This is a genomic window from Amaricoccus sp. B4 (assembly GCF_043226085.1).
Classification (GTDB): domain Bacteria; phylum Pseudomonadota; class Alphaproteobacteria; order Rhodobacterales; family Rhodobacteraceae; genus Amaricoccus.
The window spans coordinates 1,640,182-1,661,938 of sequence record NZ_CP171225.1; the positions used below are offsets into that span (position 1 = coordinate 1,640,182).

A 21,757-nucleotide genomic window follows, 5' to 3' on the forward strand; every position below is an offset into this window, starting at 1 on the left:
GGGGTCAGTCCTGTTGGTCGGCCTGCGCCGGGTTGGTTTCCGCATCGGCGGCCGGGTCGTCGGGGTCCGGTTCGTCGGCGGCCGGATCGGTCGCCGGATCGCCGGTCTGTGCGCTGCCGGTCTTGGTGACACGCCGCGGGTCGCTGTCGAGGACCAGCCCCAGCGAGTCGAGCTTGGCGTTGGTGGCGGCGATCTCGGCCAGCACCGCATCCGGGTTGCGGCCCTGCTTCGCAATCACCTCGGCCAGCGTCATGGTGCCGGAGCGGATCGACAGCAGGTTCGCCATCGCGTCCTTCTGTGGATCGACCGCCTCGAACTTCGGCGGAGACCACTCGACCGGCACGATGGGCGACGGGATCTGGCCCGCCGCCCACGCCGCTTCCGTGAACCAGCGCCAGACCGGCGCGCAGAACATCGGGATGAAGAGCTGCCACTGCACGGCGTCGATCTGGCGGCGGAATTCGACGAGCCCCGCCCGGATCGAGGAATAGTTCACCTGGCTGAGATCGCCGGTCAGCAGCTCGTAGGGTACCCGGAACCCGGCCGAGATCGTGTGCAGGCTGGCGCGCTTGTATTCGCCGTAGCCGCCGGTGGCCGAGGGCTGGTTGAAGCGGATGTCCTTGCCGCCGCGCGCATAGGCGATCAGCCCCGGCTCGAACTGCTCCACCCGGTTGCCATCGGCGTCGACCACGGAGGGCGCGATGCCCTGTTGCGCCTCGTCGTCGCCGAAGACGATGGCGGTGACGCAGGCCTCGGTCTTCTTGCGGACCAGTTCGGCCACCTCGTAGTCGTCGAGATCGCGCAAGGACCGGATCACCGGCGCGCCCCAGGGAACCCCGCGCGCCTGCGTGCGCTGCTTCTCGTAGACATGGGCGATCTCGGTCGCCGGGACCGGGCGGCTCTGCAGACCGTTCTGCAAAGCCCCGTAAGCGTCGCCCGGGTGCTCCGCGTGCAGCCAGTAGGCCCGGCGCTTGCCGACCGGGTCGAACTCGATCCCCTGGACGAGGCGACCCGCGCCGAGGGCGCCGGACTTCGTCGCGTCCAGGAAGTCGGCCTCCAGCACCTGCAGCTGCAGCGGGACCGGCAGACCGTCGCTGGCGCGCCGCAGCCTTCGACGGACCAGGACCTCACCCGCCTCGACCATCTCGCGGCAGATCAGCGTCTGCAGGCCGTAGAAGTCGAGCTGACCATCGGCATCGCAGTCCGCCGTCCAGCGCTCGAACAGCGCGTCGACCTGGCGGTCCAGCGTGTCGTCGCCACTCGCGGCACGGGGCATGATGCCCGCGCCGATGATGTTGTTGACCAGCACCGCCACAGCCTTGGCCGCATGCGGGTTGTTCCGCACAAGATCGCGCATCCGGTCGCGCAAGAGCGCCCCGGCCACGCCGATCTCGGTGTCTGCCGAGGATCCCGGCGCGCGCCAGCCCTCCGTCCTCCGCCCGCGCGCGGCACCGTCATAACCGCGCGTCAAGGTCTCGAAGGCCTGACGGGCCATCACGCGGCGGGCCGCCATGCGCGGCGCCACCGTGGCGATGGCGTGATCGAACCAGGTCACGGACATCACCGGTCCCCGCGCGAGAAGCCAGCGAGCCCGGCCACCGGCAGCGGCCGTGTGGTCCCCGCGATGGCGCGCTCGATGGTGCGGATGCGGGCGAGCAGGTCCTCGGCCGAGCCGTAGTCGACGGATTTGCCGTCATAGCTGACCCGGGTCGTGCCGCTGGCATAGGCCCGGCGCAGCGCCGAAAGCTCGGTTTCCGTCCAGTCCGTCATCAGAACCATCCTCCGCGCCGCCCGAGCCAGTCGGAGCGGCGCTTGCCCTGCGGGGCCTGTCCCGGCCGGTTGATCTGCCCGGCAGGATCGGTGTCGGTGGGGGCCGCCCCGAGCTGATCCTCAAGGTCGCGCCATTTCTCGTCAGGCCAGCGGTCCGCGCCCGCGATCCAGGCGGCGGCGCGGGCATAGACCCGGCAGTCCAGCGCCTCGTTGCGCTCGCGCAGCTTCTGCCATTCCAGCCGGGCGAAGCCGCGCTTGGTGCGCACCGTCACCAGCTGCTCGGCGACGAACTGCTTCAGCCATTCGTTCTCGACCCAGTGCGGCAGGTGCACCGACCCGGGCGGGAACGCCGCCCCGTCGGCCATCTCCTCCTCGGTCGGCCGCGCCAGTCGCAGGAAGCGGTAGGTCTCGGCCTTGAAGGTCGAGACTGCCACGGTCCAGAGCCGGGCGCCGCGCCGCAGGCGTTTCCCGCCCTCGGTCGCGTCGACGAAGGTCGGCCCCGAGACCGGGCTCGAGCGGTTGAACCCTTCGACGCCCTTGACCGGCGATACCTGGCCGAACCCCTGCGCCCGTGACCAGGAATAGACCGCCGGGGCCTCGTAGCCGGTGTCGATGGCGAGCCGCGCGATCCTGAGATGCGCGCCGCGTTCGTGCGGCCAGCTATTGTCCAGCAGCGCGGTCAGCTCCGACCAGGCGTCGTGCCGATCCGGCCCGCCCTCGATCACGACATGATCGACGAGCCAGCTTTCGAGACCGCGACCCCAGGCCCAGACATCGACCTCGATCCGGTCCTTCTGCACGTCGGCCCCCGCGGTCAGGAACAGCCCGCCCGCAGGCACCGTGCCGGATGTCCAGCGCTCGCGCCGGTCGTAGAGCCGCTGCCAGTCGGGCGCTTCGCCGGTCTCGACCCATGTCTCGCCGAGGATGGTGTTACGGAACGCCTTGATTGCCTCGTCGGACCCCTGCGCCGCGTCCCATGCCCGCACGATCCGCTCCCAGCTCAGCCAGCCGATCGGCGAGTAGAGCGCCGAGAGGTGATACCCGACCGTGGTCGGATCGGCGGCCGTGGCGGTCGCCCGCCATTCGCCGCCCTCCAGCATCGCCGTCTTGTGGTGTTCCGCGATGGGCGTCTCGCAGCCCTCGCAGTGATATTCCGCCGTCTCCGGGCGGCCTTTCTGCCAGCGCAGCCGGTCGAACTTCAGCCACTGCATCGCCCCGCAATGCGGGCACGGCACGAAGAACCGGCGCTGGTCGGACGCCTCGAACTCCCGCTCGATGCGCGACAGCCCCCGGATGGTGGGCGTCGACACGAGCAGTACCTTGCGCCGGTGTGCGAAGGTCAGCGACCGGGCCTCGGCCAGCGTGACCGGATCGCCTTCCTCGTCGGCCGAGGCCGGATAGGCGTCGACCTCGTCGAGGAAGATGTACCGCGCCGGGGTGGACCGTAGGCCCACGGCCGAGTTCGCCCCGGTCATGATCAGGATGCCGCCCGCGAACTCCTTCGACAGCATGGTGTTGCCCGCGTCGCGGGAGCGCGCGGGCTTCACCCGCTCGCGCAGCTCGGGGCTCTCGTCGATCAGCGGGTCGATCCGCTGGCGCGAGTTGCGCTTGGCGAGTTCGACCGTCGGCTGGACCGCCAGCATCGGGCCCGGCGCCTGGTGGATGGCGAACCCGATCCAGTTGTTGCCTGCCTCGGTCGCCCCGACCTGCGCGGCCTTCATGAACACGATCCGCTGGGTCGGATCGCCCGGGGACAGCCGGTCCATGATCTCGCGCATGTAGGGCGTGCGCACCGTGCGATACCGCCCGGGTTCGGCCGAGGCGCGGCCCGACAGCATCCGGTGCCGGTCCGCCCATTCCGAGACGGTCAGGTCCGGGTCGGGCCGCAGCCCGTTGCCCCAGGCGCGCAGGATTTCGCCCGCGCCGTCGAAGTCCGTCAGGCCATCGCCGCTCTCACCGGAAGTCGGGCCGGACCTCGGCGAGTTCGTCGAGGTGGGCGCGTACATGTTTCTCCAGGACCTTCTGCATCGCGGCTGGCTCCACGGTGATCTGCGAGCCTGTCGCGTCGCTGCACGAGGCCGACAGCTCAGCCGCCATCAGCGCCGCCGCACGCGCGGGCCAGTTCACCCATGCGTCCCGTTCCTCCCGCGCCAGCCGGAACACCAGCACCAGCGCGCGGGCCCGCTCGATCAACTCCCCCTTCAGCTTCTGGAGCCGGATGCGCCGCTCCTGTGCCTTCAGCACCTCGTTCGCCGTTTTCGCCTGCAGGAAGGTCGTGCCACCGCCGACGGCGGGGACCGACAGACCCTGTTCGCGCAGCGTGTCGCCGACGGCGGCCACCGCCGCCTCGGGGACGGGCTTCAGCTTCGGCGCGGGCGGTTTTCTCGTCTTGGACGGGTCCGTCGTCTCGGCACGCTTGGCGTCGCTGGCCGCCGCGTTGATGCTGCCGTCCGGATAGAGAACCAGCCGCTCGGCCGTCTTCGCCTTCTGGATCGCGCCCCGCGACAGACCGACATGGGCGGCGTACTGGCGCTCGCTCATGCCCTGCATCGACGGCTCCGTTTATCATTCAGATTCATGTGCTTATCGAGTTGATAAGCCTCGCGGACAGAGGGAATGTCACTCCAACGAAGCGATGCAACTCACCAAGGAGCCACCACGATGACCACCCACCTGAACCCAATCACCACCCCGCGCCACGAACTCCGCGCCGAGAAGGCGCGCCGGAACAAGGAAGCCGCGCTCGCGGCCTTCATCGGCAAGAAAGTCGAGATCGACGAGATGCTCGCGCGCCTGCAGGCGCTCAGCGACGACCATTTCAACTGCGCCCCCGACGAGGCGGGCTGGGCAATGGTCGGCACCCTCGAACACTACGCCAGCCTCCTGAAGCGCATTACCGACAGCGCCTTCGGCGAGGGCGAGCACGCCCGCTGATCTCCGGCACTGCCGGAACTCCCGCCGCGCGCCCTGCGCGGCTCGGGGTCGTAGGAGGCGCCGCATGACGCGGGCCCGAATACGGAGACGACCCCATGACCAAGCTTTCTGACACCCAAGCCATCATCCTCAGCGCCGCCGCACAGCGCGAGGACCGCATCGCCCTGCCGCTGCCCGAGAGCCTGCGCGGCGGCGCCGCTGCCAAGGTGGTCGGCGCGATGCTCGCGAAGAACTTCCTGCAGGAGGTCGACGCCGACACGCGCAACGGCGAGCTTATGTGGCGCGAGACCGGAGACGGCCACGGCGTCACGCTGGTCGCCACCGACGCGGGCCTTGCCGCCATCGGGATCGAGACCGAGGACGCGAACCCCGCGCCTGCGGGCGCGACGGACGCACCTACCGAGGAGGCCGCGCCGGACACCGCCACCGAACCGAAGGCCGCACCCAAGACGCGCACACCGCGCGAGGGCACCAAGCAGGCCACCATGATCGCCATGCTGCGTGCGCCGGACGGCGCGACAATCGAGGAGATCATGGCCGCGACGGGCTGGCAGTCGCACACGGTGCGCGGCGCGATGGCCGGGGCGCTGAAGAAGAAGCTCGGGCTCGAGGTCACCTCGGAGAAGGTCGAGAACCGGGGGCGCGTGTACAAACTCCCCGCAGCCTGACGCACCAGACCCCAACAAGTTGATGGCCGCCGTCCCGCCGGGGCGGCGGTCGATCATTTGGCGCTCCGCATCCGGATCGCCTCGAACACCCGCCGCAATGCAAACGAGCGCGCGATGCTCACAACGGTGAATACCGCACCCATCTTCAGGTTCTGGGCCAGCGTCGTGTGCAGTCCGAAGATCGGGAAGATCAGGATCTGCGTGACCACCGCGACGCCGTAGCCGACGATCACGTTGGTGACGGATTCAACCAGCGACATGGTGCGCGATTGCTTCATGCTGGTGCCCCGTCATTGATTGGCCAGCAGTTCAGCCGCGAGAGTTCGCAGCGCATGCGCCGCAACCAGCGGGACCACGCCGTTGCCACAGAGGCGAAGCCGGTCCACCCGGTGGGCCAGCCCATCAGCGCCTCGACGAACAGCGGGTTCAAGGTCCGGCGCGGCTCGGAGGTATCGCTCCCAGCCATCGGCGTCACCAGGACCTGGCGGCCAAGCAGGCCGTTCACCGGCGTGTTCGCCAACGTCGTAGCCCCATCCTTGTGATCCCGCGCCGTCGGCGTCATCCACATCCCCGCCGAATGGGTAAGGTCGGCCAACCGCCGGTTGCCCGCGCTCGGCTTGCAGCCATCGTTCGCCATCGGCGTGGGCCACATCGCGGCCGTCGTCGCGAGGTTCATCCCGTGCTGGCCTGCTTCCTGCGATGGCGTCGGTTTGGTCTGCCGGTTCTCGTTGGCGCTGGCGCGGGGCGTCGGCCACAGCTGCAGCAGCTCGGTCCGGTTCCCGCCACTCGACCGGGTGCCAGAGCAGGCGCGCGGGGTCGGCCAGCTCGTCCCCCCCGCGGATCGCGAGGATGAAGAGCCGCTCTCGCTTGTGGGGCGCGCCGACTTCCGCCGCCGTGAAGAGGCCTGCCGCAAGGCGGTAGCCCATGCGGACCAGTCCTGCAGCGACTTCGGGGAAGCCGAGGCGGAGATGATGGGCGACATTCTCGAGGAACACGAAGGGCGGCTCGACCTCGCCGATGATGCGGGCGACGTGCGGCCAGAGATGGCGCGGGTCGTCCGCGCCCCGGCGCTTGCCAGCGACCGAGAACGGCTGGCACGGATAGCCCGCAGTGACGATGTCCACCGCGCCGCGCCACGGGCGGCCGTCGAAGGTTCCAACGTCGTCCCAGACAACAGCCTGATCCAGGGACGCGTCTTCCATCCGCGCCACGAGAGTGGCTGCGGCGTAGGTTTCCCGTTCGACATGGCCCACAGCACGATATCCGGGGATGGCGATGGCGAGCCCGAGGTCGAGCCCGCCCGCGCCGGAGCAGAGGGAGAGGCCGAACAGGCATGCGTCTCCGGCTCCGGAAGCGCTTCCGGAGGAAGGTAAAGCCAGGTCATGCATGTCACGCAGCGGTCTTGCGCTTTCGCGCGGGTTCGGGGGCGGCGTCCGTTTCTGGCGTATCGGCCGGGGGTACGGCATCGTCGCCCAGCCGCTCGGTCCTCAGCTGCGCGAAGGTCCGTCCGTCGCCGTTGAGTATTGCTTCGCGGCCGGTCTCTGCCTGCCAGCGCTCCACGGCGACATCGACATAGGCCGGGCTGATCTCCATCGCGAAGACGCGCCGGCCGTTCGCCTCGCCCGCCATTATCTGCGAGCCGGAGCCGCAGAACGGCTCGTAGCAGAGCCCGCCGCGCGCCACATGCTGGCGCATCGGGATGCCGAAGGCGTCGAGCGGTTTCGGCGTCGGATGGTCGGGACGCTCGTCCTTGGCGAAGCTGGGCAGCGCCCATGTCGATGGCAGCGTTTCCTCGGCCACCTTCGGCGGACGGTTGGGGCGGCGCCAGCCCATGAAGCAGGGCTCGTGTTTCCAGAGGTAATGGGAGCGGGTCAGGACGCCCCGGTCCTTCACCCAGATGATCTGTTGGTGGACGAAGGCGCCGGCCTTTTCCCAGCAAGCCTCCAGCATCGCCTGGCGGCGCGACGCGTGCCAGCAGTACCAGGCCGCATCCTCGGTGATCGCCTCGGCCACGGCCGCCAAGATGAAGCCGTCGTAAAGCTCTGCGCCCTGCGAACTGTCGTCCCAGGTCGTGCCGTAGGACGCCGACCAATCCTTGTTGCGAGTCGGGTGGTTCGAGCCGTCGTAATCGACGAGGTATGGCGGGTCGGTCGCGAACAGGATCGCCCGCTCGCCGTTCATCAGGCGGCGCACGTCGGCAGCGCTGGTGCTGTCGCCGCAGAGCAACCGGTGGTCGCCAAGGATCCAGAGATCGCCGGTCCGCGAGGCTGGATTGCGCGGCGGCTCGGGGATGGTCACCGGCGGCACGGAGCCCCCGGCGCCACCTTCTTCACCGTCGTCTTCCGCGACGTAGGCCAGCAGCTTGTCGAGTTCGCCGTCGGAGAAACCCACGAGCGACAGATCGAAATCCTCGGCCAGCAGGTCGTTCAGTTCCGCCGAGAGCAGCGTCTCGTCCCAGGTGCCGAGTTCGGTCAACTTGTTGTCCGCGATGCGGTACGCCCGGCGCTGCGCCTCCGTCAGATGCCCCAGCACGATCACCGGTGCCTCGGTCAGCCCGAGCTGCGTCGCGGCCAGCACGCGGCCATGGCCAGCGATCAGTTCACCGTCCTCGGCGACGAGGCAGGGCACGGTCCAGCCGAACTCGGCCATGCTGGCGGCGATCTTCGCAACCTGGTCCGGCCCGTGCGCCTTCGCGTTCTTCGCGTAGGGCTGCAGGCGCGCAAGCGGCCAGGTCTCGATCGCGTCCGGGGCGAAGCTCAGCGTCATGGTGGGCAAGGTTCCTCGGTCGTGTGGATGCCGGTGGCTTCCGGACTCCGGATGCCACGCTGGACTCCACACGGGGTCCAGCGGCCACCTGCGGTGTCCGGTCGGAACGCAAGCGTTCATTGGTGTTTGCGCGGTGCGCGCGAGGCTCCGGCTTCGGGGTGGCTTCCCAAAAATCCGGCCCTGTCGCTGGCGATGTCCCGCGCTTCGCCCGCCAGCATACGAATATCGCGCAGAAGGAACCGCGAACTCGGCCGAGGGGGCTTGGCAGGGGCGGACAGCGGCCCGAAAGGAAAGGATCAGCGCCTTTCCTTTTCCAACGGACCTGCCAACGAAAGGATGGTTTCGTTCGGGATCGCGCCGCGCGCGCCTCTCCCGAGCTTATCCCGAACCTAGCTCGCGAGCGGCTTTTCTGTCCCGTCGAAAACTGTCCGCCGCACACCTTCCCCTGTGGTGCGCACGGTCACGCGCCACCGGCAAGCTCGATCACCTTCCGCTTCGACAGGTTGCGATTGAACCGACGCCGGTTGAGTCTCAGCGAGATGACGCAGAGCCCGTAGAGCCAGTGCTGGTTGGCGGCCGAGCGTTGCAGACCGACCGTCCAGCAGATGGTCTTCCACCGCTCGCCATGGGCGCGCATCCAGACGATCTTGCCATCGACAGGGTCGAGGCACGCGGTCCAGGTCAGCGTCTCCTCCATCCGGCTGATCGCCTGCGGCGAGGGCAGCACGTGCATGGGCTTCGGCTCCTGGCCTACCTTGTCGGCGAAGGAGTGGACGATCTCGGGCCATGTGCTGAAGTAGCCCTGCCGTCGCGGCTCGGGCAGGCGCTTCAGCACGAGGGCCGCTTCGGCAAGACGGGCCTCGACGAGGGACGGGGTCCACTTATCCATGGCGCCCTCCCACGCTGGAGGGCGGCGGTCCATAGAGCTTTTCACCCAGCTGGCGGACGAGTTCGCGTTCCGGCCATGTCAGGCGTGCGTCCTCGAGCGAGACGGCAAGCAGTCCTTGCTCGCGCCAGCCCTCGCGCTTGACCTGTTCGGGATCCCGGCGCTGGCCGCCGTAACCGTGGGGATGCCATCTCATGCGACACCCCCGTTCGTCTCGATCGCCCATAGCAGGATGGCGATGGCGTCGGCCTCGTTGTCGTCGGCGGGGCTGAAGCCGCGGGCGCGGACGGCGGCGATCATCGCGGCCTTATCGGCGTTGCCCTTGCTGGTGGCGTGGCGCTTGATCGTTCCGACCGGGACGCCCTCGTAGGGCACGCCCCGCAGTTCGGCCCATGCGGTCAGCGTGGCCATGAGCCCGCCGTAGATGTGGCTCGCGTCGGTGCCAGCGTGGCGGCGGACTTCCTCGAACCAGATGGCGGCGACAGGACCGGACAGCCGGTCGATCTCGGTCAGCCAGTTGGTGAAGCGCAGGTAGCGCATGCCGCCCCCGTCGAAGCGGCCGGGACGCAGCGAGACGGTGCCGCTGGTGATCAGGCCGTCATGGCCACGGATCGCCCAGCCGGTTGAGGTGCCGAGGTCGAGCGCGAGGATGCAGCGGTTGCGGGGGGCGTCGAGCGGCAGCGATTCAAACCTTGCGCCGTCGCAATTCGGGATCAGAGTCGGCTGAGCCATGATGGGTCTCCTTTGCCGGTGGCCTGTGGTGGTGGAAGACGACGGCGGTCTGGTGCTTGGCGGTACGGGGCCGCCGTCGTCGGATCGGAAAGCACAAGGGAGGGTGACGGCGGCGCGCGCGGCTGGCCCGGACGTATGGGAGGAGTGGCCAACCCTGTGGGGTGGCCCTCCCATACGTAGTATGGGGGTTTGACACCTAACTGTTCCGAGGAGGACAAGTGGCTGAAATCATTGCGGAATAAGACTTCATGAAGTCTTCGGGCATGAGTCAGGGACCTAACTCTTATTTCCCCGTAACCCGTTGATTTCGTTGAGTGCACAGTTGGCGCTGTCATATGAGTCAGGCCTCACTCATATGAGTTGGGTCGTCTTCCAGCCCCTCCGGGTAGACCCAGACGGCGGGGTTTTCGACCTGCAGGCAGAGCCCGGACTGGGGGCATTTGAAGTGGCTGGGCAGGACCGGACTGGCGCTTGTGGTGACCTCGCCGGTGTCCGAATCGACCTCCTCGACGGGCGCGCCGAACTGCATGCCTTCCACGCAGAGGTAGCCGAACCGAGACCGGGTGACGGGGAAGCCGAACCCCGAGGGGTCGCGCAGGAACTTCACGAAGCCCTTGGTCGCCAGCACGCTGAGGCGCTCGCGGATGGTGTGCTTGCTGCCCAGACCGCCCCGGTTCTCGAAGGTCTCGGCGAACTGCATGGCGGTGTAGAGGCGCTCGCTCGCAGCCTCATCCAGCAGCATACCGAGGATGACATCGTGCTTTCGCAGCCGTTCGGCATCGAGCCTGGCGCCGACCTCCTTGCGCACCAGGCGCTCGTTCATCGGGTTCAGTTCGACCCATTCGCCCTTCACCTTGTCGATCAGCTTGCCGGGCAGCGCGGGGCCATTGCGCAACTCGATCTCCAGCCTGCGGACGCTGCTGTCCTCGTCGGGTCGGTGCATGAGCAACCCCGAGGTGTAGAAGCCGCGCAGCGCGCTGGCGCCGGAGAGCGCGAGGAAGGGATCGTCCTTGACCTGGTGCTTGGTGGCCTTGCGGGTGTGGTGGGCGAGGATCACGCCCGCGTCCGGATTGACCGCCTCACGGAGAAGCTCCACACGGTCTTTCAGGAAGAACATCATGGCGGTGTTGTCGTTTTCGCCGCCGCCGTCTGGTCCACCGTCGAAGAGGTTGCGGATCGGGTCGATGACGAGGACGTCGGGCGGCGCGTCGGCGAATGCGGCCCGGATCGCCTCGGCCACGCGGGCGACGCCCTCCGCGTCGAGCAACAGCTTCAACTTCGGGGTGGCGATGAAGGTGTCGCGCGCGGCGGCGATCACGGCGGCGGGCAGCGCGATCTGCCGCATGCGCTCGCGCAGATAGTGATACTGGATCTCGGCCTGCAGATAGAACACGCGCAGCGGCCGCGGCGGCGTGAAGCCGAGGAAGGGCACGCCAGCGGCCATGTGCACGAGCCAGGAGATCAGGAAGTCGCTCTTGCCGACCTTGGGCGCGCCGCCCAGCACCAGGAGACCGCCCGGCGTCAGCACGCGCGGCCCGATGACGTCCTCGGGCATGGGGCTCGTGTCGTCGAGCAGCGCGCCGAGGCTGAAGGTCGGCAGCGGGCTGGCCGGGGCATCGACGTGCGCTGCGCGCAGGAGCGCCGGACCGTTGCGCTTCACATGCAGCTCCCAGAGCCGTTCGGACTCGGCCATCAGCCGATCGAGCGGCCAGGACGGGCGCAGCATGGCGGCGTTGTAGCCGCAGATCGCCTCCCAGCCTGCGAAGGGGTCGAGGCGGCCCTCGTGCACCAAACGAACGTAATGGCCGATGGCGGCGCTTGCCCCCTGGAACCGGGACCAGTCGTCAACAGCGCCCTCGCGCACCGGCGTGGTGAGCACCGCGTCGATGCCGGGCTTCGCGGTCGGCGCGGCAACGTCGCTGGCGAAGCCCACACCGGGCAGCGGCGGCATCTCGGCGACCTTCTCGGCGAAGTCCGCAAGGTCGACTTCGACGTCGCGCTGTTCGCGGATCTGCACGAGGCGCTGGTGGCCGTGCTTGTGATAGACCGTGCCTGGCACCCGGATCGGCTGGTGCGCCGAGCGGAAATGTGTGTCGCCGCCGACCTTCACGGCGATCTCGCCGCGCAGGCGGCAGAGAGTGGCCAGGTCGCCGCCCTCCGCGGGCTCGGTCAGTTTCCACCAGACATGGAGCTTGGCCGCACCCTCGGGCGTGCGCCCGCCGCTTTCGATGATCAGCGTCGGCGGACCAAGATGGTGGGTGACATGGTCCAGCTTGGCCGGGATGTCGCCCGCGTCGAGATCGACGACGATGGCCTGCATCTGCAGCACATCGGCGGCGCGGGCCTGACCCTGCTCGGCGACAGTGCCGGGGATGACATAGACAGCGGCGCCCTCGCGGTTCGCCCACGCGGCGAAGGTCGCGAGTTTTCCGGGCGCGGTGTCGTCGGCGGGGATCCAGATGTTGTGCGGCTTGCCGTCCCGGCCCTGACCCTTGTCGACGAAGCCGCGGAGCGGGATCAGCCCCTCGCACCAGCTGAACACGGTGTCGAGGAAGACGGCGATCTGCTCGGGGTCGGGGTCGCAGCCGAAGGGGTTCTCGGACGGTGGCCCGTCGTTGAAGTCCATCCACGGGTTGAAGTGCAGGATGCCGTCGTCGCTCATGCCGGCAGCCCCCAGCAGCGCTCGGACCACGGGCAGAAGCGGCATTCGAAGAAGTCGGGCGTGGTGGCGACGCGCGGCAGAAGCTCGCCCGCGTCGGTCGCCTGCAGGATCCGCACGCCCCGGTCGGACATGCGCTGCGCGAGATCGGCGTCGAAGGGCACCAGTTCGTGGTACATCTCGGCCGTGTCTTTGTTGATCGCGGTAAACACGGCGGGCGCGGCCGAGATGCCGGGGACCGTCGCCTCCATGTAGGCCTGGTAGAGCGCGATCTGGGCGGCGTAGACCGGCTTCGACTTGGTCACGCCGTCCTTGACGCAAGCGCGCCAGTTCTTCGCGTTCATCGTCTTGCATTCCCAGAGCGCGGGAACGGCGAGACCGAAGCCCTCGGGCCCGGCGGCAATGATGCCGTCGACATGACCGCGGATGCGCCCGCCAGCGACCGAGAAGCCAAACTGGCCGCCATCGGGCCGGTTGCCCTTGCGGGTGTAGAGGTCGAACCCCGCGCCGCGCAGCCAGGCGACGGCCAGATCCTCGAGCGCGTGGCCGATGGCGAAGATGCGCAGCGACTGGCCGCTGAAGTCCTGGCCCTCGTCCTTCGGCGTGGCCGTGAACTCGAACTGCAGCGCGCGCTCGCAGGCATGGCCGAGGCGCGAGCCGCCGAGATAGTCGCGGGGCGGCCGCGTGGCCTGATCAGCGGTGAGCGCCCGATCGACAGCGGCGTTGACCTGCTCGGCGAAGCTGGGCCGATGATTGTAATCGAGGGTCAAAACGGCACCTCCGGCGTCTGCGCCCGGACGATGTCGGACATGGCCTCGCGGAAACCCTCGACGGCTTCCTCGATCAGGGCGCGGACCTGCGCCTCGGTCAGACCGGCCAGCGGGGTGGCCCAGCCGATCTCGTCCATCAGCAGCGCCACGCGCTTCATGGTGGCGGTGATCGCGGCGCGCTCTTCCTCGGTCAGGTCAACCATGGCGAAACGCTCCCTGGCCAAGCGCGTCCAGAAGGACTGGCAGGGCATCGAGCAGAACCAGACCGAAGGCCGGGGCCGCCTCATTCGGTGCGGATCGAACCAGCCAAAACCACGGGTGGGTTGCCGGCAGACAGCACAGAGCGTCCCACGCGGATGCCAGAGCCGCCGCCGGTCCTCGGCGTTGATGGATGTGACGGGCATCATGGGTCATGCCGCCCTCCGCTCGGGTGCAGCCGCAGCGTCGATCAGCTGCCGGATCGCGCGCTTGTTGAAGCCGAAGGTCATAAGCGCCGAGGCGCGGTAGCGCGTCAGCCCGAAGTCATGTCGACACTCGGGCGGCAGATACTGCAGCTGCTTCTCGGTCGGCGGCTGGCGCAGCCAGGAGCGGGTCTTGAAGGCGCTTTCGTCGGTCTCGTGGGTGTTCAGCCAGTCGTCCGCCTGCGCGAGGCAGACCGTGCGCTCGCCGACGCCGAGCAGATGCGGGCGTTCGCCTTTGGCCCCGCCGATTGCGTACCAGAACCCGTCCAGCCAGAAGATGCCGCCCCAGGCCGCGAAGCCCGTGGCCATCAGCGCATCGTCCGTGCCGTAGAGGTCGACCCACGCGAAGCTGGACCGCTTCAGCAGGTCGATTTCCGTCATCATGAAGCCCGACAGCGGCGCGGCACCGCCGCCTTCACCTGTCTCTTCGTCCTCCCGCGGGAACGCCTCGCCGCAGAGCGGGCATTCGGTGGCGGCAAGCGGGATCTCCGCCTCGCAGGCAGGACAGGTCTTCGTCGGCGCTTCGCCGGTTTCGGTCTTGCCGTCGAGATCGACATCCTGTTCCAGCGTGCCGTGGATCAGGCTCGAGGTGCCGAAATCCAGCACGACGCAGTCGGTCTTCACGATGCCAGGATGTTCCTCGGGATCAACGGTGCGCAGGCCGCGCCCGACCATCTGGATCATGGTGGACTTGTAGGAGCTGGGCCGCAGCAGCACGACGCAGGAGGTGGGCGGATGGTCCCAGCCCTCGGTCAGCACGGCCACGTTAACCACGACGCGGATGCTGCCCGCCGCATAGTCGGCGAGGATCGCCTTCCGCGTCTCGGCCGCCAGATCGCCGTGGATCAGCGCGGCGGAAACGCCCGCCGCCCTGAAGGCGTCGGTGACGTGTTCGGCGTGCGCGACGGTGGAGCAGAACACCACGGTCTGCCGGTCGCCTGCCTTCTCCTTCCAGTGCCGGATCACCTCGTCGGTGACGGGAGCGCGGTCCATGATGCCCGCCACCTCCGCCATGTCGAAATCCGACATGGTCTTGCGGACCGAGCGCAGCTCGTCCTGGACACCGACATCGATGACGAAGGTGCGGGGCGGCACGAGGTGGCCAGAGGCGATGAGCTCGCCCAGCCGGACCTGGTCGGCGACATTATCGAAGACCTCGCGCAGACCCTTTTTGTCGCCCCGGTTCGGCGTCGCCGTGACCCCGAAGATGCGGGCGTCGGGATTGGCCTCGCGCACCCGGTCGATGATGCGGCGGTAGCTGTCGGCGACGGCATGGTGCGCCTCATCCACGACCAGCAGGTCGAGGCGCGGCATGTCGGCGAGGTTCGAGGTCCGCGCCAGCGTCGGCACCATGGCGAAGGCGACCTGGCCGCCCCAGGATTTCTCCGTGGCGTCGATCACCGAGGTGGCGACGCCCGGCACCACGCGCTGGAACTTGGCGCGGTTCTGCGCCGTCAACTCGTCGCGATGGGCCAGCACGCAGGCCTTCGCGCCTTCGCCGATCATCTCGCCGGTGACCGCCGAGAGCATGATGGTCTTGCCCGCACCGGTGGGCGCCACGCCCAGCGTGTTGCCGCGGGAAGCGAGCGCAGCAACGCTGCGCTCGACGAAGGTCTTCTGGCGGGGGCGCAGGCGCATGGCCGGTCTCCCCCTTACTGCGCCCAGCTCGGCCGACCGGCGGCGCCGGGGGCGGACGCGGGCTGGCTGGGCTGGGTGGCCGTGGTGGGCTGCTGCGGGGCGTGCCCCTGCGCCGGGGCGGCGGTGAACTGCGGCGCGACCGTGCCCATCAGCGCGGCGTAATCGCGATGATCGGGGGTGACGGCAGCGCGGATCTCGTTCTTGTCCTCGCCGTTGGTGTCGGTGCCGATGTCGATGCGTGCGATGAACTCGACGCCGTCGAGATCACCGAACCCGTTGATGCGGCGGCGGGCCTGCGCCTCGGGCGAGTTGTCCTTGTCGGATACGCCGCGCGCCGAGTTGAGGATTCCGCGGATCAGGCCGCGCCCCATGTTCGCCCAGTCCGGGCCTTTGGGACTGTAAAGGCCGATCAGCGACCAGACCTTCCGCCGGGCATAGGGCCCCTCGAGCACCGTGTATTCGGCGTCGAGATAGACGGCGCCGGTGGCGGCGCGGCGCGCCCAGCCGCCGGTCCAGCCCTGCGAGGGGTCATCGAAGCCGCCCGGGCGGAGCGTCAGGCGCACCTTGGCGAGGGTGCCCTTCGGGATGACGTTGGTGTTGGATTGCGCAGAGTTGAAGTCGTTCCAGGATCCAGACATGACTGGGGTCTCCTCTTTCAGGTGTTTTCGGAATGGGTGGGAGCACCGGTGGTCGGCGCGGTCGCGGTCGCAGGCGGGCTGCGATATGCCAGCCGCTCGGATGCGGGCTTCACGGGTCCGCGGATCTTCGCCATCAGTCGGCCGAGATGCGGCTCCTCGATCAGGTCAAGGCGGCCGGAGCGGTCCTTCGCGGGGAAGTTCCACGAATTGATCGTCTGGCAGACGAAGGCCCTGTACGGCGTGCCGGACTCGTCCTTGATCTCCGCCATCGTCAGGACTTCATCGACGATGCCCGGCAGTTCGAGGCCGGTCTTCGAGCCGTCGATCTGCGGCTGGAAAACGCGCCGATTGAAGTCGTCGAGCTTCTCGTCGAGGATCCCGACGAACCAGACGTTCTTCGCCCGCGTGTGCTGGAGATGGGTGAGCCACGCGACCATCTCGCGGCCGTGCAGGCCGTAGGCGCCGCGGACGTCGGGCTTGCCGGTCTTGTCCGAGAACGCCTCGGGCTGGCCGCGGCACCATTGGAAGCAGAGCCGCCCGGCCACGGTGATCGAGTCGATGAAAACGGTCTCGTATTTCCCGATCACCTCCGGATCGCCGTAGCGCCCGCAGACCTCGTCGAAATGCGCCTGGCTGTAAGGCTGGTCCTCGCGCAGCGCCGGGTTCGGCCCGCCGATGAACACCGCGAAGTCGCGGCATTCCTTCCAGGTGCGGGGCCGGACGCTGTCGCCGGACCATCCCTCGATGGCAAGGTCGCCCGCTTCCAGATCGATGAACAACGTAGTGGCGGGGTCGAGTGTCCAGAGAAGACTGGTCTTGCCGATCCCGGACTTGCCGAAGATCGTACCCTTGATGCCGCGCGGCTCGGCGAGACGCTGATCGGCCGAAATGATCGGGAGAGCCATCATTTGCCTCCCTTCGCCGCGATCAGGGCATCGATCGCGATGTCCGCACCCAGCGCGCCGGCCTTGCGCCCCTCGTCGTGAAGGGTGCGCACGGCGTCGATCTCGCGGTAGAGCGCCGACGCCCGCTCGTTCAGCCCGATGAGGGCGAACGCCAGGTCGTCGATCGACGCCGTCCCGACCGGCTTGAGGGTATCGTCGCGACGTTCGCCAAGGGCCGGCACCCGGATCGTCTCGGGTAGCTTGTCCAGCCCGTAATGCCGCTCGCGGAGCACCGCGAGTTTCTTCGTGATGCTCATGACGTCACCTCGTTGGTCAGGGAAAGGCGGAAGCTGGGCCTGCCGGTGCGGACGGTGCGCGCGTCCTCGAAGGCAGAGCGGATGCGGCTCGGCCAGGCCGCGAACTTGCGTTCGGGCACCTTGATCGCGACGTCGACGTATTCGGCGGGGTCGTCGCCCTCGGCCCGGATGCGATCGACAAGGGCGGCGAGTTTGTCCTGGTCCCAGTCCACCCGCTTCGGCAGGTCGGCGATCACGGTGACCGTGCCATCGTCGAGGCGGATCGTGCCGGTGTCCTTGCCGGCGGCCTGGCGTGCCGCGTGGGCACGATCGACGTACTTGAGCGCGACGGCACCATCGACCCAGTCGCAGATCGTCTTGGCGCGACGCAGGGCATCGGCGGCCTCGTCCTGCAGGAGGGCGAGTTGCTCAGCGGGCATAGCGGCGATATCGCCGACGGCCATGTGCCGGAGCTCATCGAGCGAGATGCGGTTGGAAATCGTCATCACCGCCCCCTCACGCCGCAGGCTTGGCAGGGGTGTCGGCGGTGCTCGCGCGGATCTGCTCGCGCTCGTACTCCTCGACGTCTTCGAGGCGGTACACGACCCGACCGCCGAGTTTGACGAAGCGCGGGCCTTCGCCCGTCCAGCGCCACCGCTCAAGCGTGCGGTGGCTGATGTTCCAGCGCGCAGCCAGGTCGATCTGGTTGAGATGTTTCGTAGCCATCTGTGTCTCCTTGGGTTCTTGTCGAAAACCTGCGGAGAGGATGGCTACCGGGCGGGTAGGAGCCGGGGAGGAGCCAGGTAGGGCTCAAGGTAGGATTCGGAAAAACCGGCTCAGAAATGAAAAAAGCCGCCCCATCGGGCGGCCTTGCAGTTGAGAGATTCAGCGCATCAGAGGAACAACCAACAGCGGCCATTCTCCTCTCTGATGAAATCACGCCATTCAGCTCTCCCGGAGAAAGCCTTCGCCAGCGTGTTGACGCTGGTGCTGTATCCGGCGCTCTCCAGAACCTCGGCGGTCAGAAGTTCCGGATGGCCGGATTTCCAAGCATCATACAATTGCCGGATGATTGCGCGCTGTTTCGATCCAGAGAATGCATGCCGTGTTCCGCGAACTGTGAGGGACGCGCCGTCGGCCGCCATGGTGATCAGGTCGTCGTTCAGCTGTGAGCCTGCCGCAACACGGGCAGCCAATAGGTCGGGAACGACAGCATGACCGTTGTGATCGGCGACATCTCGAACGGCGATCAGCGTATGACCGAGGTGCACGTCAGTCGGCAGGCGATTCCCAGGCGTGAAGCTCAGGACGATTCGCAAGCCGGGCGCCGGACGCTTGCGGGCAGTATCGATGAAACTTTTCCAAATCCCTGGTTCGCAGAGCCGACGGCCAATCCAGACGGATGTACGTTTGCTGCGTCCTGGAAGTCGCGCGTCGCCGACCTCCCACAGATGGTCGGGCACGAGTTCGACTGGGCCGGTTCGCGGCGACAGATCCAGCCGCTCCAGCAGCTGTTCGAGCAACGTGTTGAAGTTGACACGGTACGTCGCCAACTGATCACCGGGGACATTCACCCAACCCGCTGACGGGCTGAAATACCCATATGCCCGATGTTCAGATGACCAAGTCAGATTTACGGGCTCGTCTTCATGGTCGACGAGTGAAACAGCCGCCCGCGAGTGATCTTTCGGCTGAAGGATCCCTGCCGCCTTCAGCGCTGGCGCGACGCGCCCATAGTAGCCGTCGAGGACCGAGCCGCTGATGACCGCATCCGGCGTCTCGATCACAGACAGCAGCAGGTCTGCCGCCTTTCGATCAATCGACGACGGCACTATCTGCCCCGGAAAGAATGCCCCAACGGCGCAGGTACTTTTCGCCGATCAGCTGCTCCTCCTCGGTCTGGTCCTTGAGATTGCAGCCATGCGGCATGGTGATCGTCAGCGGCAGCGTCCGGCCCCGCTTCGCGTCACCCTTGGGGTGGAATTTGATGGTCAGCTTCGCCTGCGTCGCGATCCATCCGCCGGCTAGTGGATCGTTGGCGCCGAACCGCTCTGCCGACATGCTCCAGATGGTGCGGTCGGCTTTCCGAAGGCATTCGAGGGTGGCGCGTTCGGCGTTATTGTCGATGGGCATCAAACGCAGCTGCTTGACCTCGACGGATTCGATCCCGTCCTCCGGCTCTGTCGGGAAGGCAAAGGGGTGCAGGAGAACATCCAGATCGTAATTCCGGAACGGCACCTTTTCACTCTGGAATTCAATCCCGAGCAGGTCCCGCGCCATGAAGCGCACCATCTCCTCGCGGCTTTCACGGTCATTGGCCACGACCTCGATGACGCCGGTTGCCGGCTCGTAGGTCATCGCTGCCTCGAACACTGGGCGGCGGGCGCGACGGACGAGCGCGCCGCCATCGTCGAACGCTAGGAAGTCGTCCAGCAGCCCCTCGCGGTAGATTGCGATCTGCACCAGCTCGCAATCCTCGCCGTCAAAGGTCGGCCGGTAGCGCCCGAAAATGTCGATGTGGATATTGTTGGAAGCGAACCGCTCGCGCAGCGCCGCCTTGAAGGAATCGAGGGATGCCTCGTCGCGGCGCAGGTCAAGGTGCGGCTCACCGATGAACCCGTCCCAACTCCGGCCGCGCCGCCGCTCGTCGGTGTAGCGGACCTCTTCGGCGTGACGGAACCGAATCGGCTCGTTCAGGAACATCCAGAGCGAGCGGGCGTGACCATTCGCGAGTTCGTCGAGACCCGTGCGGTCATAGACGACACTATAGAGTGCAGTCTGCCCGGCATCGTCGGCGAGAGCTCCAACACGGTCGGCATCATTGACGATGCGCGCGCGGGCTTCGTCGTCCATCTCGTCGACGGCGCAGAGCGTGACGCGAACCACCTCCGGCTCAGGCGCCTCCCAATCGACCTCGGTCGGAAGCTCAATGCCGGTATGGTGGAAATAGGCCTGCAGCGACGAAGCAGGCATGTTGCGGATGAAACTCGTCACTGAGGCCATGATCGGTGCTCCTTAGCCCTTGATGGTGCGCGGGTCGTTCCCGTGCGAATCGGACTGGCCGATACGGCCATCCTGGTTGTGGATCTTGAACTCCGTCCCGGCGTTGCGGCTCATCTCCCTCCCGCGGTCGATCGCCTCCCGTTTCGTGTCGAAATGCCCGCTAGCGCGGTCGGCCCCGCCGCGGCGAACGTCCCAACCGCCGCCGGAATTGGGAACTACGTGATGGGTTCCTGACCCTTTGCCTTTTGCCATGACGGCCTCCTGTCTTGTAAAAGCGCTAACTACAGTTCGTTCTTGCGAACTTCTGCGGAAGATAGGGATTGCGCGTATGGCGTGTCAAGCACTAGATGTATCGCGACAACGAACTCGTTGAAAAACAGGAGGACACCGGTGCCAACACCATTGGGAGAGCGCGTTCGAGAGCTCAGACTGAAGCGAGGTCTGACCTTGGAAGCGCTGGCCGAGCGGGTCGGATCGAGCAAGAGCTACATGTGGGAGATCGAGAACAAGGAGGTTACGCGGCCATCTGCGGAGAAACTGCAGCAGATCGCCTTGGCTCTGGAAACGACCACTGACTATCTGCTCACCACTGAAGCCGTCACTGAGGCCGATGCCGACGACACGGCCTTCTTTCGCAAGTATCAGAGGATGAACCCCAAGGGGAAAGAGCGACTTCGAGAGATGCTGAGGATCCTGGACGACGAGGATGAATGACCGATAGAGCCCGAAAAACGCCCCGGCGGGCTGCCAACGATCTGACGGTTCTACTCCGAACCGTGTTGGGGGAGGACCGATTCCCGGTGGACGTCGAAGCGCTGGCGTTCGAGGTCTCGCGCAATCATGAAGATCCGATCACGGCCGTAAAGGGTGTCGAGATAGACGGCTTCGAGGGCATGCTGCGCGCGCGGCGCAAGAAGCCCGGTTGGCAGATTCTCTACAATACGCAGCCGCGTTACCGCGGGCGCGAGCGTTTTACGTTGGCTCACGAGTTCGGGCACTACCTGCTGCATCGGCGCCCGCTCACCGCCGACCACTACCGTGATGGCGAGCTGTCCGACGACTACGATTTCGAGTGCCTTCCGCTCCAATCCAACGACTGGAAGGACGCCGAGAGGGAGCGCGAGGAAGAGGCCGACACGTTCGCCTCCTTCCTGTTGATGCCCATCGACGACTACCGCAACCAGATTGGCGGCCAGGAAATGACGCGCGATCTCCTCGGCCACGTCACGGATCGATATGGGGTTTCGCTTCTCGCCGCAACGCGCAAGTGGATCGAGTTCACCGACACCCGGGCGGCCATGGTGGTAGCGCGTGACGGTTTCGCCCTCTGGGGCCGGGCCAGCACGAGCGCTTACAAAAGTGGCGTGTTCATCCGTTCCGGCATGCCGATCCCGGATGGTTCGGTGATGGCGATGGGTCCCACCTCGCAGCACTCCGGCTCACAGCGACCTACCACGCTGCCTGATGGCATCTGGTCATTCAGCCGGGGCTCGGAGCCCGTCCGCGAACTCGCTTTCTTTTCTGACCGCCTTGGCATTTCGGTTTCTCTTTTGCAGTTCGACGGTCGCGGTGGAGGAGCGGACACCGAAGAGGAGGAGCCGTGGGACAGCTATGACCAGTTCATTGCTGGCGTCAGAGAATAACGGTGGACG

General features: G+C 67.3%; 26 protein-coding genes and 1 pseudogene. 4 read left to right on the forward strand and 23 right to left on the reverse strand.

What is annotated here, in order from left to right; all coding sequences use genetic code 11:
• Positions 1-4: 4 nt before the first annotated feature.
• The 4 genes from ACF66B_RS07905 to ACF66B_RS07920 are packed head-to-tail and all read right to left on the reverse strand — an operon-like array spanning position 5 to position 4,320.
• The gene (locus ACF66B_RS07905) at positions 5-1,561 is read right to left on the reverse strand and encodes a phage portal protein (RefSeq protein WP_111432089.1); all 1,557 of its coding nucleotides are present in this window, start codon (positions 1,559-1,561) and stop codon (positions 5-7) included.
• A complete protein-coding gene (locus ACF66B_RS07910; RefSeq protein ID WP_028030714.1) occupies positions 1,561-1,770 on the reverse strand; it encodes a phage head-tail joining protein in 210 nt (69 codons plus the stop codon). Before ACF66B_RS07910 ends, ACF66B_RS07905 begins: the two co-directional genes overlap by 1 nt.
• Complete coding sequence (locus ACF66B_RS07915) at positions 1,770-3,776, reverse strand: phage terminase large subunit family protein (protein WP_392664583.1); 2,007 nt, start codon at positions 3,774-3,776, stop codon at positions 1,770-1,772. The genes ACF66B_RS07910 and ACF66B_RS07915 overlap by 1 nt, the downstream gene beginning before the upstream one ends.
• A complete protein-coding gene (locus ACF66B_RS07920; protein WP_111432088.1) occupies positions 3,724-4,320 on the reverse strand; it encodes a hypothetical protein in 597 nt (198 codons plus the stop codon). Before ACF66B_RS07920 ends, ACF66B_RS07915 begins: the two co-directional genes overlap by 53 nt.
• A gap of 111 nt (positions 4,321-4,431) precedes the next feature.
• On the opposite strand from ACF66B_RS07920, the gene ACF66B_RS07925 reads away from it, so the two are divergent.
• Together ACF66B_RS07925 and ACF66B_RS07930 are read left to right on the forward strand one after the other, a co-directional pair.
• Positions 4,432-4,704, forward strand: a complete 273-nt coding sequence (locus tag ACF66B_RS07925) for a hypothetical protein (RefSeq protein ID WP_111432087.1) — start codon at positions 4,432-4,434, stop codon at positions 4,702-4,704.
• Between the two features lie 95 nt (positions 4,705-4,799).
• On the forward strand, positions 4,800-5,372 hold the full coding sequence (locus ACF66B_RS07930) for a DUF3489 domain-containing protein (protein WP_111432086.1): 573 nt from the start codon (positions 4,800-4,802) through the stop codon (positions 5,370-5,372).
• A gap of 53 nt (positions 5,373-5,425) precedes the next feature.
• Here ACF66B_RS07930 and ACF66B_RS07935 read toward each other — a convergent pair whose 3' ends face one another.
• The 19 genes and pseudogenes from ACF66B_RS07935 to ACF66B_RS08025 form a co-directional block, all read right to left on the reverse strand.
• Complete coding sequence (locus ACF66B_RS07935; protein WP_111432085.1) at positions 5,426-5,650, reverse strand: hypothetical protein; 225 nt, start codon at positions 5,648-5,650, stop codon at positions 5,426-5,428.
• Complete coding sequence (locus ACF66B_RS07940) at positions 5,647-6,048, reverse strand: hypothetical protein (protein WP_051928509.1); 402 nt, start codon at positions 6,046-6,048, stop codon at positions 5,647-5,649. The genes ACF66B_RS07935 and ACF66B_RS07940 overlap by 4 nt, the downstream gene beginning before the upstream one ends.
• 202 nt (positions 6,049-6,250) lie before the next feature.
• Positions 6,251-6,838 (reverse strand): annotated as a pseudogene (locus ACF66B_RS07945) (DNA cytosine methyltransferase); the annotation flags it as partial.
• On the reverse strand, positions 6,762-8,138 hold the full coding sequence (locus tag ACF66B_RS07950) for a site-specific DNA-methyltransferase (RefSeq protein ID WP_111431794.1): 1,377 nt from the start codon (positions 8,136-8,138) through the stop codon (positions 6,762-6,764). The gene ACF66B_RS07950 and the pseudogene ACF66B_RS07945, both read right to left, overlap by 77 nt.
• 460 nt (positions 8,139-8,598) lie before the next feature.
• Positions 8,599-9,027 (reverse strand): DUF6362 family protein, encoded by a 429-nt coding sequence (locus tag ACF66B_RS07955; protein ID WP_111431793.1) that lies wholly within the window; start codon positions 9,025-9,027, stop codon positions 8,599-8,601.
• Positions 9,020-9,220, reverse strand: coding sequence for a hypothetical protein (locus ACF66B_RS07960; RefSeq protein WP_111431792.1), 201 nt, complete (start codon positions 9,218-9,220; stop codon positions 9,020-9,022). The genes ACF66B_RS07955 and ACF66B_RS07960 overlap by 8 nt, the downstream gene beginning before the upstream one ends.
• Positions 9,217-9,756 (reverse strand): crossover junction endodeoxyribonuclease RuvC, encoded by a 540-nt coding sequence (locus ACF66B_RS07965; RefSeq protein ID WP_392664590.1) that lies wholly within the window; start codon positions 9,754-9,756, stop codon positions 9,217-9,219. The genes ACF66B_RS07960 and ACF66B_RS07965 overlap by 4 nt, the downstream gene beginning before the upstream one ends.
• Before the next feature lie 340 nt (positions 9,757-10,096).
• Positions 10,097-12,418, reverse strand: a complete 2,322-nt coding sequence (locus ACF66B_RS07970; RefSeq protein WP_392664592.1) for an AAA family ATPase — start codon at positions 12,416-12,418, stop codon at positions 10,097-10,099.
• Positions 12,415-13,185 (reverse strand): PD-(D/E)XK nuclease family protein, encoded by a 771-nt coding sequence (locus tag ACF66B_RS07975; RefSeq protein WP_111431790.1) that lies wholly within the window; start codon positions 13,183-13,185, stop codon positions 12,415-12,417. Before ACF66B_RS07975 ends, ACF66B_RS07970 begins: the two co-directional genes overlap by 4 nt.
• Positions 13,182-13,388, reverse strand: coding sequence for a DUF6511 domain-containing protein (locus ACF66B_RS07980; RefSeq protein ID WP_111431800.1), 207 nt, complete (start codon positions 13,386-13,388; stop codon positions 13,182-13,184). The genes ACF66B_RS07975 and ACF66B_RS07980 overlap by 4 nt, the downstream gene beginning before the upstream one ends.
• 207 nt (positions 13,389-13,595) lie before the next feature.
• A complete protein-coding gene (locus ACF66B_RS07985) occupies positions 13,596-15,284 on the reverse strand; it encodes a DEAD/DEAH box helicase (RefSeq protein WP_111431789.1) in 1,689 nt (562 codons plus the stop codon).
• A 14-nt stretch (positions 15,285-15,298) separates the two neighbouring features.
• Positions 15,299-15,922, reverse strand: coding sequence for a hypothetical protein (locus tag ACF66B_RS07990; protein WP_111431788.1), 624 nt, complete (start codon positions 15,920-15,922; stop codon positions 15,299-15,301).
• Positions 15,923-15,939: 17 nt separating this feature from the next.
• Entirely contained in the window at positions 15,940-16,827 is an 888-nt protein-coding gene (locus ACF66B_RS07995; RefSeq protein WP_111431787.1) for an ATP-binding protein, read from the reverse strand.
• Entirely contained in the window at positions 16,827-17,123 is a 297-nt protein-coding gene (locus ACF66B_RS08000) for a hypothetical protein (protein ID WP_111431786.1), read from the reverse strand. Before ACF66B_RS08000 ends, ACF66B_RS07995 begins: the two co-directional genes overlap by 1 nt.
• Complete coding sequence (locus tag ACF66B_RS08005) at positions 17,120-17,608, reverse strand: hypothetical protein (RefSeq protein ID WP_111431785.1); 489 nt, start codon at positions 17,606-17,608, stop codon at positions 17,120-17,122. Before ACF66B_RS08005 ends, ACF66B_RS08000 begins: the two co-directional genes overlap by 4 nt.
• 10 nt (positions 17,609-17,618) lie before the next feature.
• Positions 17,619-17,828, reverse strand: coding sequence for an AlpA family transcriptional regulator (locus ACF66B_RS08010; RefSeq protein ID WP_092763684.1), 210 nt, complete (start codon positions 17,826-17,828; stop codon positions 17,619-17,621).
• Between the two features lie 167 nt (positions 17,829-17,995).
• Positions 17,996-18,934 (reverse strand): hypothetical protein, encoded by a 939-nt coding sequence (locus tag ACF66B_RS08015; RefSeq protein WP_111431784.1) that lies wholly within the window; start codon positions 18,932-18,934, stop codon positions 17,996-17,998.
• Complete coding sequence (locus tag ACF66B_RS08020; RefSeq protein ID WP_111431783.1) at positions 18,918-20,105, reverse strand: hypothetical protein; 1,188 nt, start codon at positions 20,103-20,105, stop codon at positions 18,918-18,920. Before ACF66B_RS08020 ends, ACF66B_RS08015 begins: the two co-directional genes overlap by 17 nt.
• A gap of 12 nt (positions 20,106-20,117) precedes the next feature.
• Positions 20,118-20,357 (reverse strand): DUF2188 domain-containing protein, encoded by a 240-nt coding sequence (locus tag ACF66B_RS08025; protein WP_092763678.1) that lies wholly within the window; start codon positions 20,355-20,357, stop codon positions 20,118-20,120.
• 138 nt (positions 20,358-20,495) lie between these two features.
• On the opposite strand from ACF66B_RS08025, the gene ACF66B_RS08030 reads away from it, so the two are divergent.
• Positions 20,496-20,819 carry a helix-turn-helix domain-containing protein gene (locus ACF66B_RS08030; protein WP_092763676.1) on the forward strand — a complete coding sequence of 108 codons (324 nt, stop codon included), beginning with the start codon at positions 20,496-20,498 and terminating at the stop codon, positions 20,817-20,819.
• Positions 20,816-21,748: an ImmA/IrrE family metallo-endopeptidase gene (locus ACF66B_RS08035; RefSeq protein ID WP_111431782.1), complete on the forward strand. Its 933-nt coding sequence runs from the start codon at positions 20,816-20,818 to the stop codon at positions 21,746-21,748. The genes ACF66B_RS08030 and ACF66B_RS08035 overlap by 4 nt, the downstream gene beginning before the upstream one ends.
• Positions 21,749-21,757: the final 9 nt, after the last annotated feature.

Bases quoted from the DNA above. Each gene is read 5' to 3' on its own strand.
- ACF66B_RS07995 (WP_111431787.1), bottom strand. From the start codon at position 16,827: ATGGCTCTCCCGATCATTTCGGCCGATCAGCGTCTCGCCGAGCCGCGC.
- ACF66B_RS07905 (WP_111432089.1), bottom strand. From the start codon at position 1,561: ATGTCCGTGACCTGGTTCGATCACGCCATCGCCACGGTGGCGCCGCGC.
- ACF66B_RS07985 (WP_111431789.1), bottom strand. From the start codon at position 15,284: ATGCGCCTGCGCCCCCGCCAGAAGACCTTCGTCGAGCGCAGCGTTGCT.
- ACF66B_RS07960 (WP_111431792.1), bottom strand. From the start codon at position 9,220: ATGAGATGGCATCCCCACGGTTACGGCGGCCAGCGCCGGGATCCCGAA.
- ACF66B_RS07950 (WP_111431794.1), bottom strand. From the start codon at position 8,138: ATGACGCTGAGCTTCGCCCCGGACGCGATCGAGACCTGGCCGCTTGCG.
- ACF66B_RS07990 (WP_111431788.1), bottom strand. From the start codon at position 15,922: ATGTCTGGATCCTGGAACGACTTCAACTCTGCGCAATCCAACACCAAC.
- ACF66B_RS08000 (WP_111431786.1), bottom strand. From the start codon at position 17,123: ATGAGCATCACGAAGAAACTCGCGGTGCTCCGCGAGCGGCATTACGGG.
- ACF66B_RS07980 (WP_111431800.1), bottom strand. From the start codon at position 13,388: ATGGTTGACCTGACCGAGGAAGAGCGCGCCGCGATCACCGCCACCATG.
- ACF66B_RS07965 (WP_392664590.1), bottom strand. From the start codon at position 9,756: ATGGCTCAGCCGACTCTGATCCCGAATTGCGACGGCGCAAGGTTTGAA.
- ACF66B_RS07935 (WP_111432085.1), bottom strand. From the start codon at position 5,650: ATGAAGCAATCGCGCACCATGTCGCTGGTTGAATCCGTCACCAACGTG.
- ACF66B_RS08035 (WP_111431782.1), top strand. From the start codon at position 20,816: ATGACCGATAGAGCCCGAAAAACGCCCCGGCGGGCTGCCAACGATCTG.
- ACF66B_RS08025 (WP_092763678.1), bottom strand. From the start codon at position 20,357: ATGGCAAAAGGCAAAGGGTCAGGAACCCATCACGTAGTTCCCAATTCC.
- ACF66B_RS07915 (WP_392664583.1), bottom strand. From the start codon at position 3,776: ATGTACGCGCCCACCTCGACGAACTCGCCGAGGTCCGGCCCGACTTCC.
- ACF66B_RS07925 (WP_111432087.1), top strand. From the start codon at position 4,432: ATGACCACCCACCTGAACCCAATCACCACCCCGCGCCACGAACTCCGC.
- ACF66B_RS07955 (WP_111431793.1), bottom strand. From the start codon at position 9,027: ATGGATAAGTGGACCCCGTCCCTCGTCGAGGCCCGTCTTGCCGAAGCG.
- ACF66B_RS07930 (WP_111432086.1), top strand. From the start codon at position 4,800: ATGACCAAGCTTTCTGACACCCAAGCCATCATCCTCAGCGCCGCCGCA.
- ACF66B_RS07970 (WP_392664592.1), bottom strand. From the start codon at position 12,418: ATGAGCGACGACGGCATCCTGCACTTCAACCCGTGGATGGACTTCAAC.
- ACF66B_RS07940 (WP_051928509.1), bottom strand. From the start codon at position 6,048: ATGAACCTCGCGACGACGGCCGCGATGTGGCCCACGCCGATGGCGAAC.
- ACF66B_RS07910 (WP_028030714.1), bottom strand. From the start codon at position 1,770: ATGACGGACTGGACGGAAACCGAGCTTTCGGCGCTGCGCCGGGCCTAT.
- ACF66B_RS07920 (WP_111432088.1), bottom strand. From the start codon at position 4,320: ATGCAGGGCATGAGCGAGCGCCAGTACGCCGCCCATGTCGGTCTGTCG.
- ACF66B_RS08005 (WP_111431785.1), bottom strand. From the start codon at position 17,608: ATGACGATTTCCAACCGCATCTCGCTCGATGAGCTCCGGCACATGGCC.
- ACF66B_RS08020 (WP_111431783.1), bottom strand. From the start codon at position 20,105: ATGGCCTCAGTGACGAGTTTCATCCGCAACATGCCTGCTTCGTCGCTG.
- ACF66B_RS08010 (WP_092763684.1), bottom strand. From the start codon at position 17,828: ATGGCTACGAAACATCTCAACCAGATCGACCTGGCTGCGCGCTGGAAC.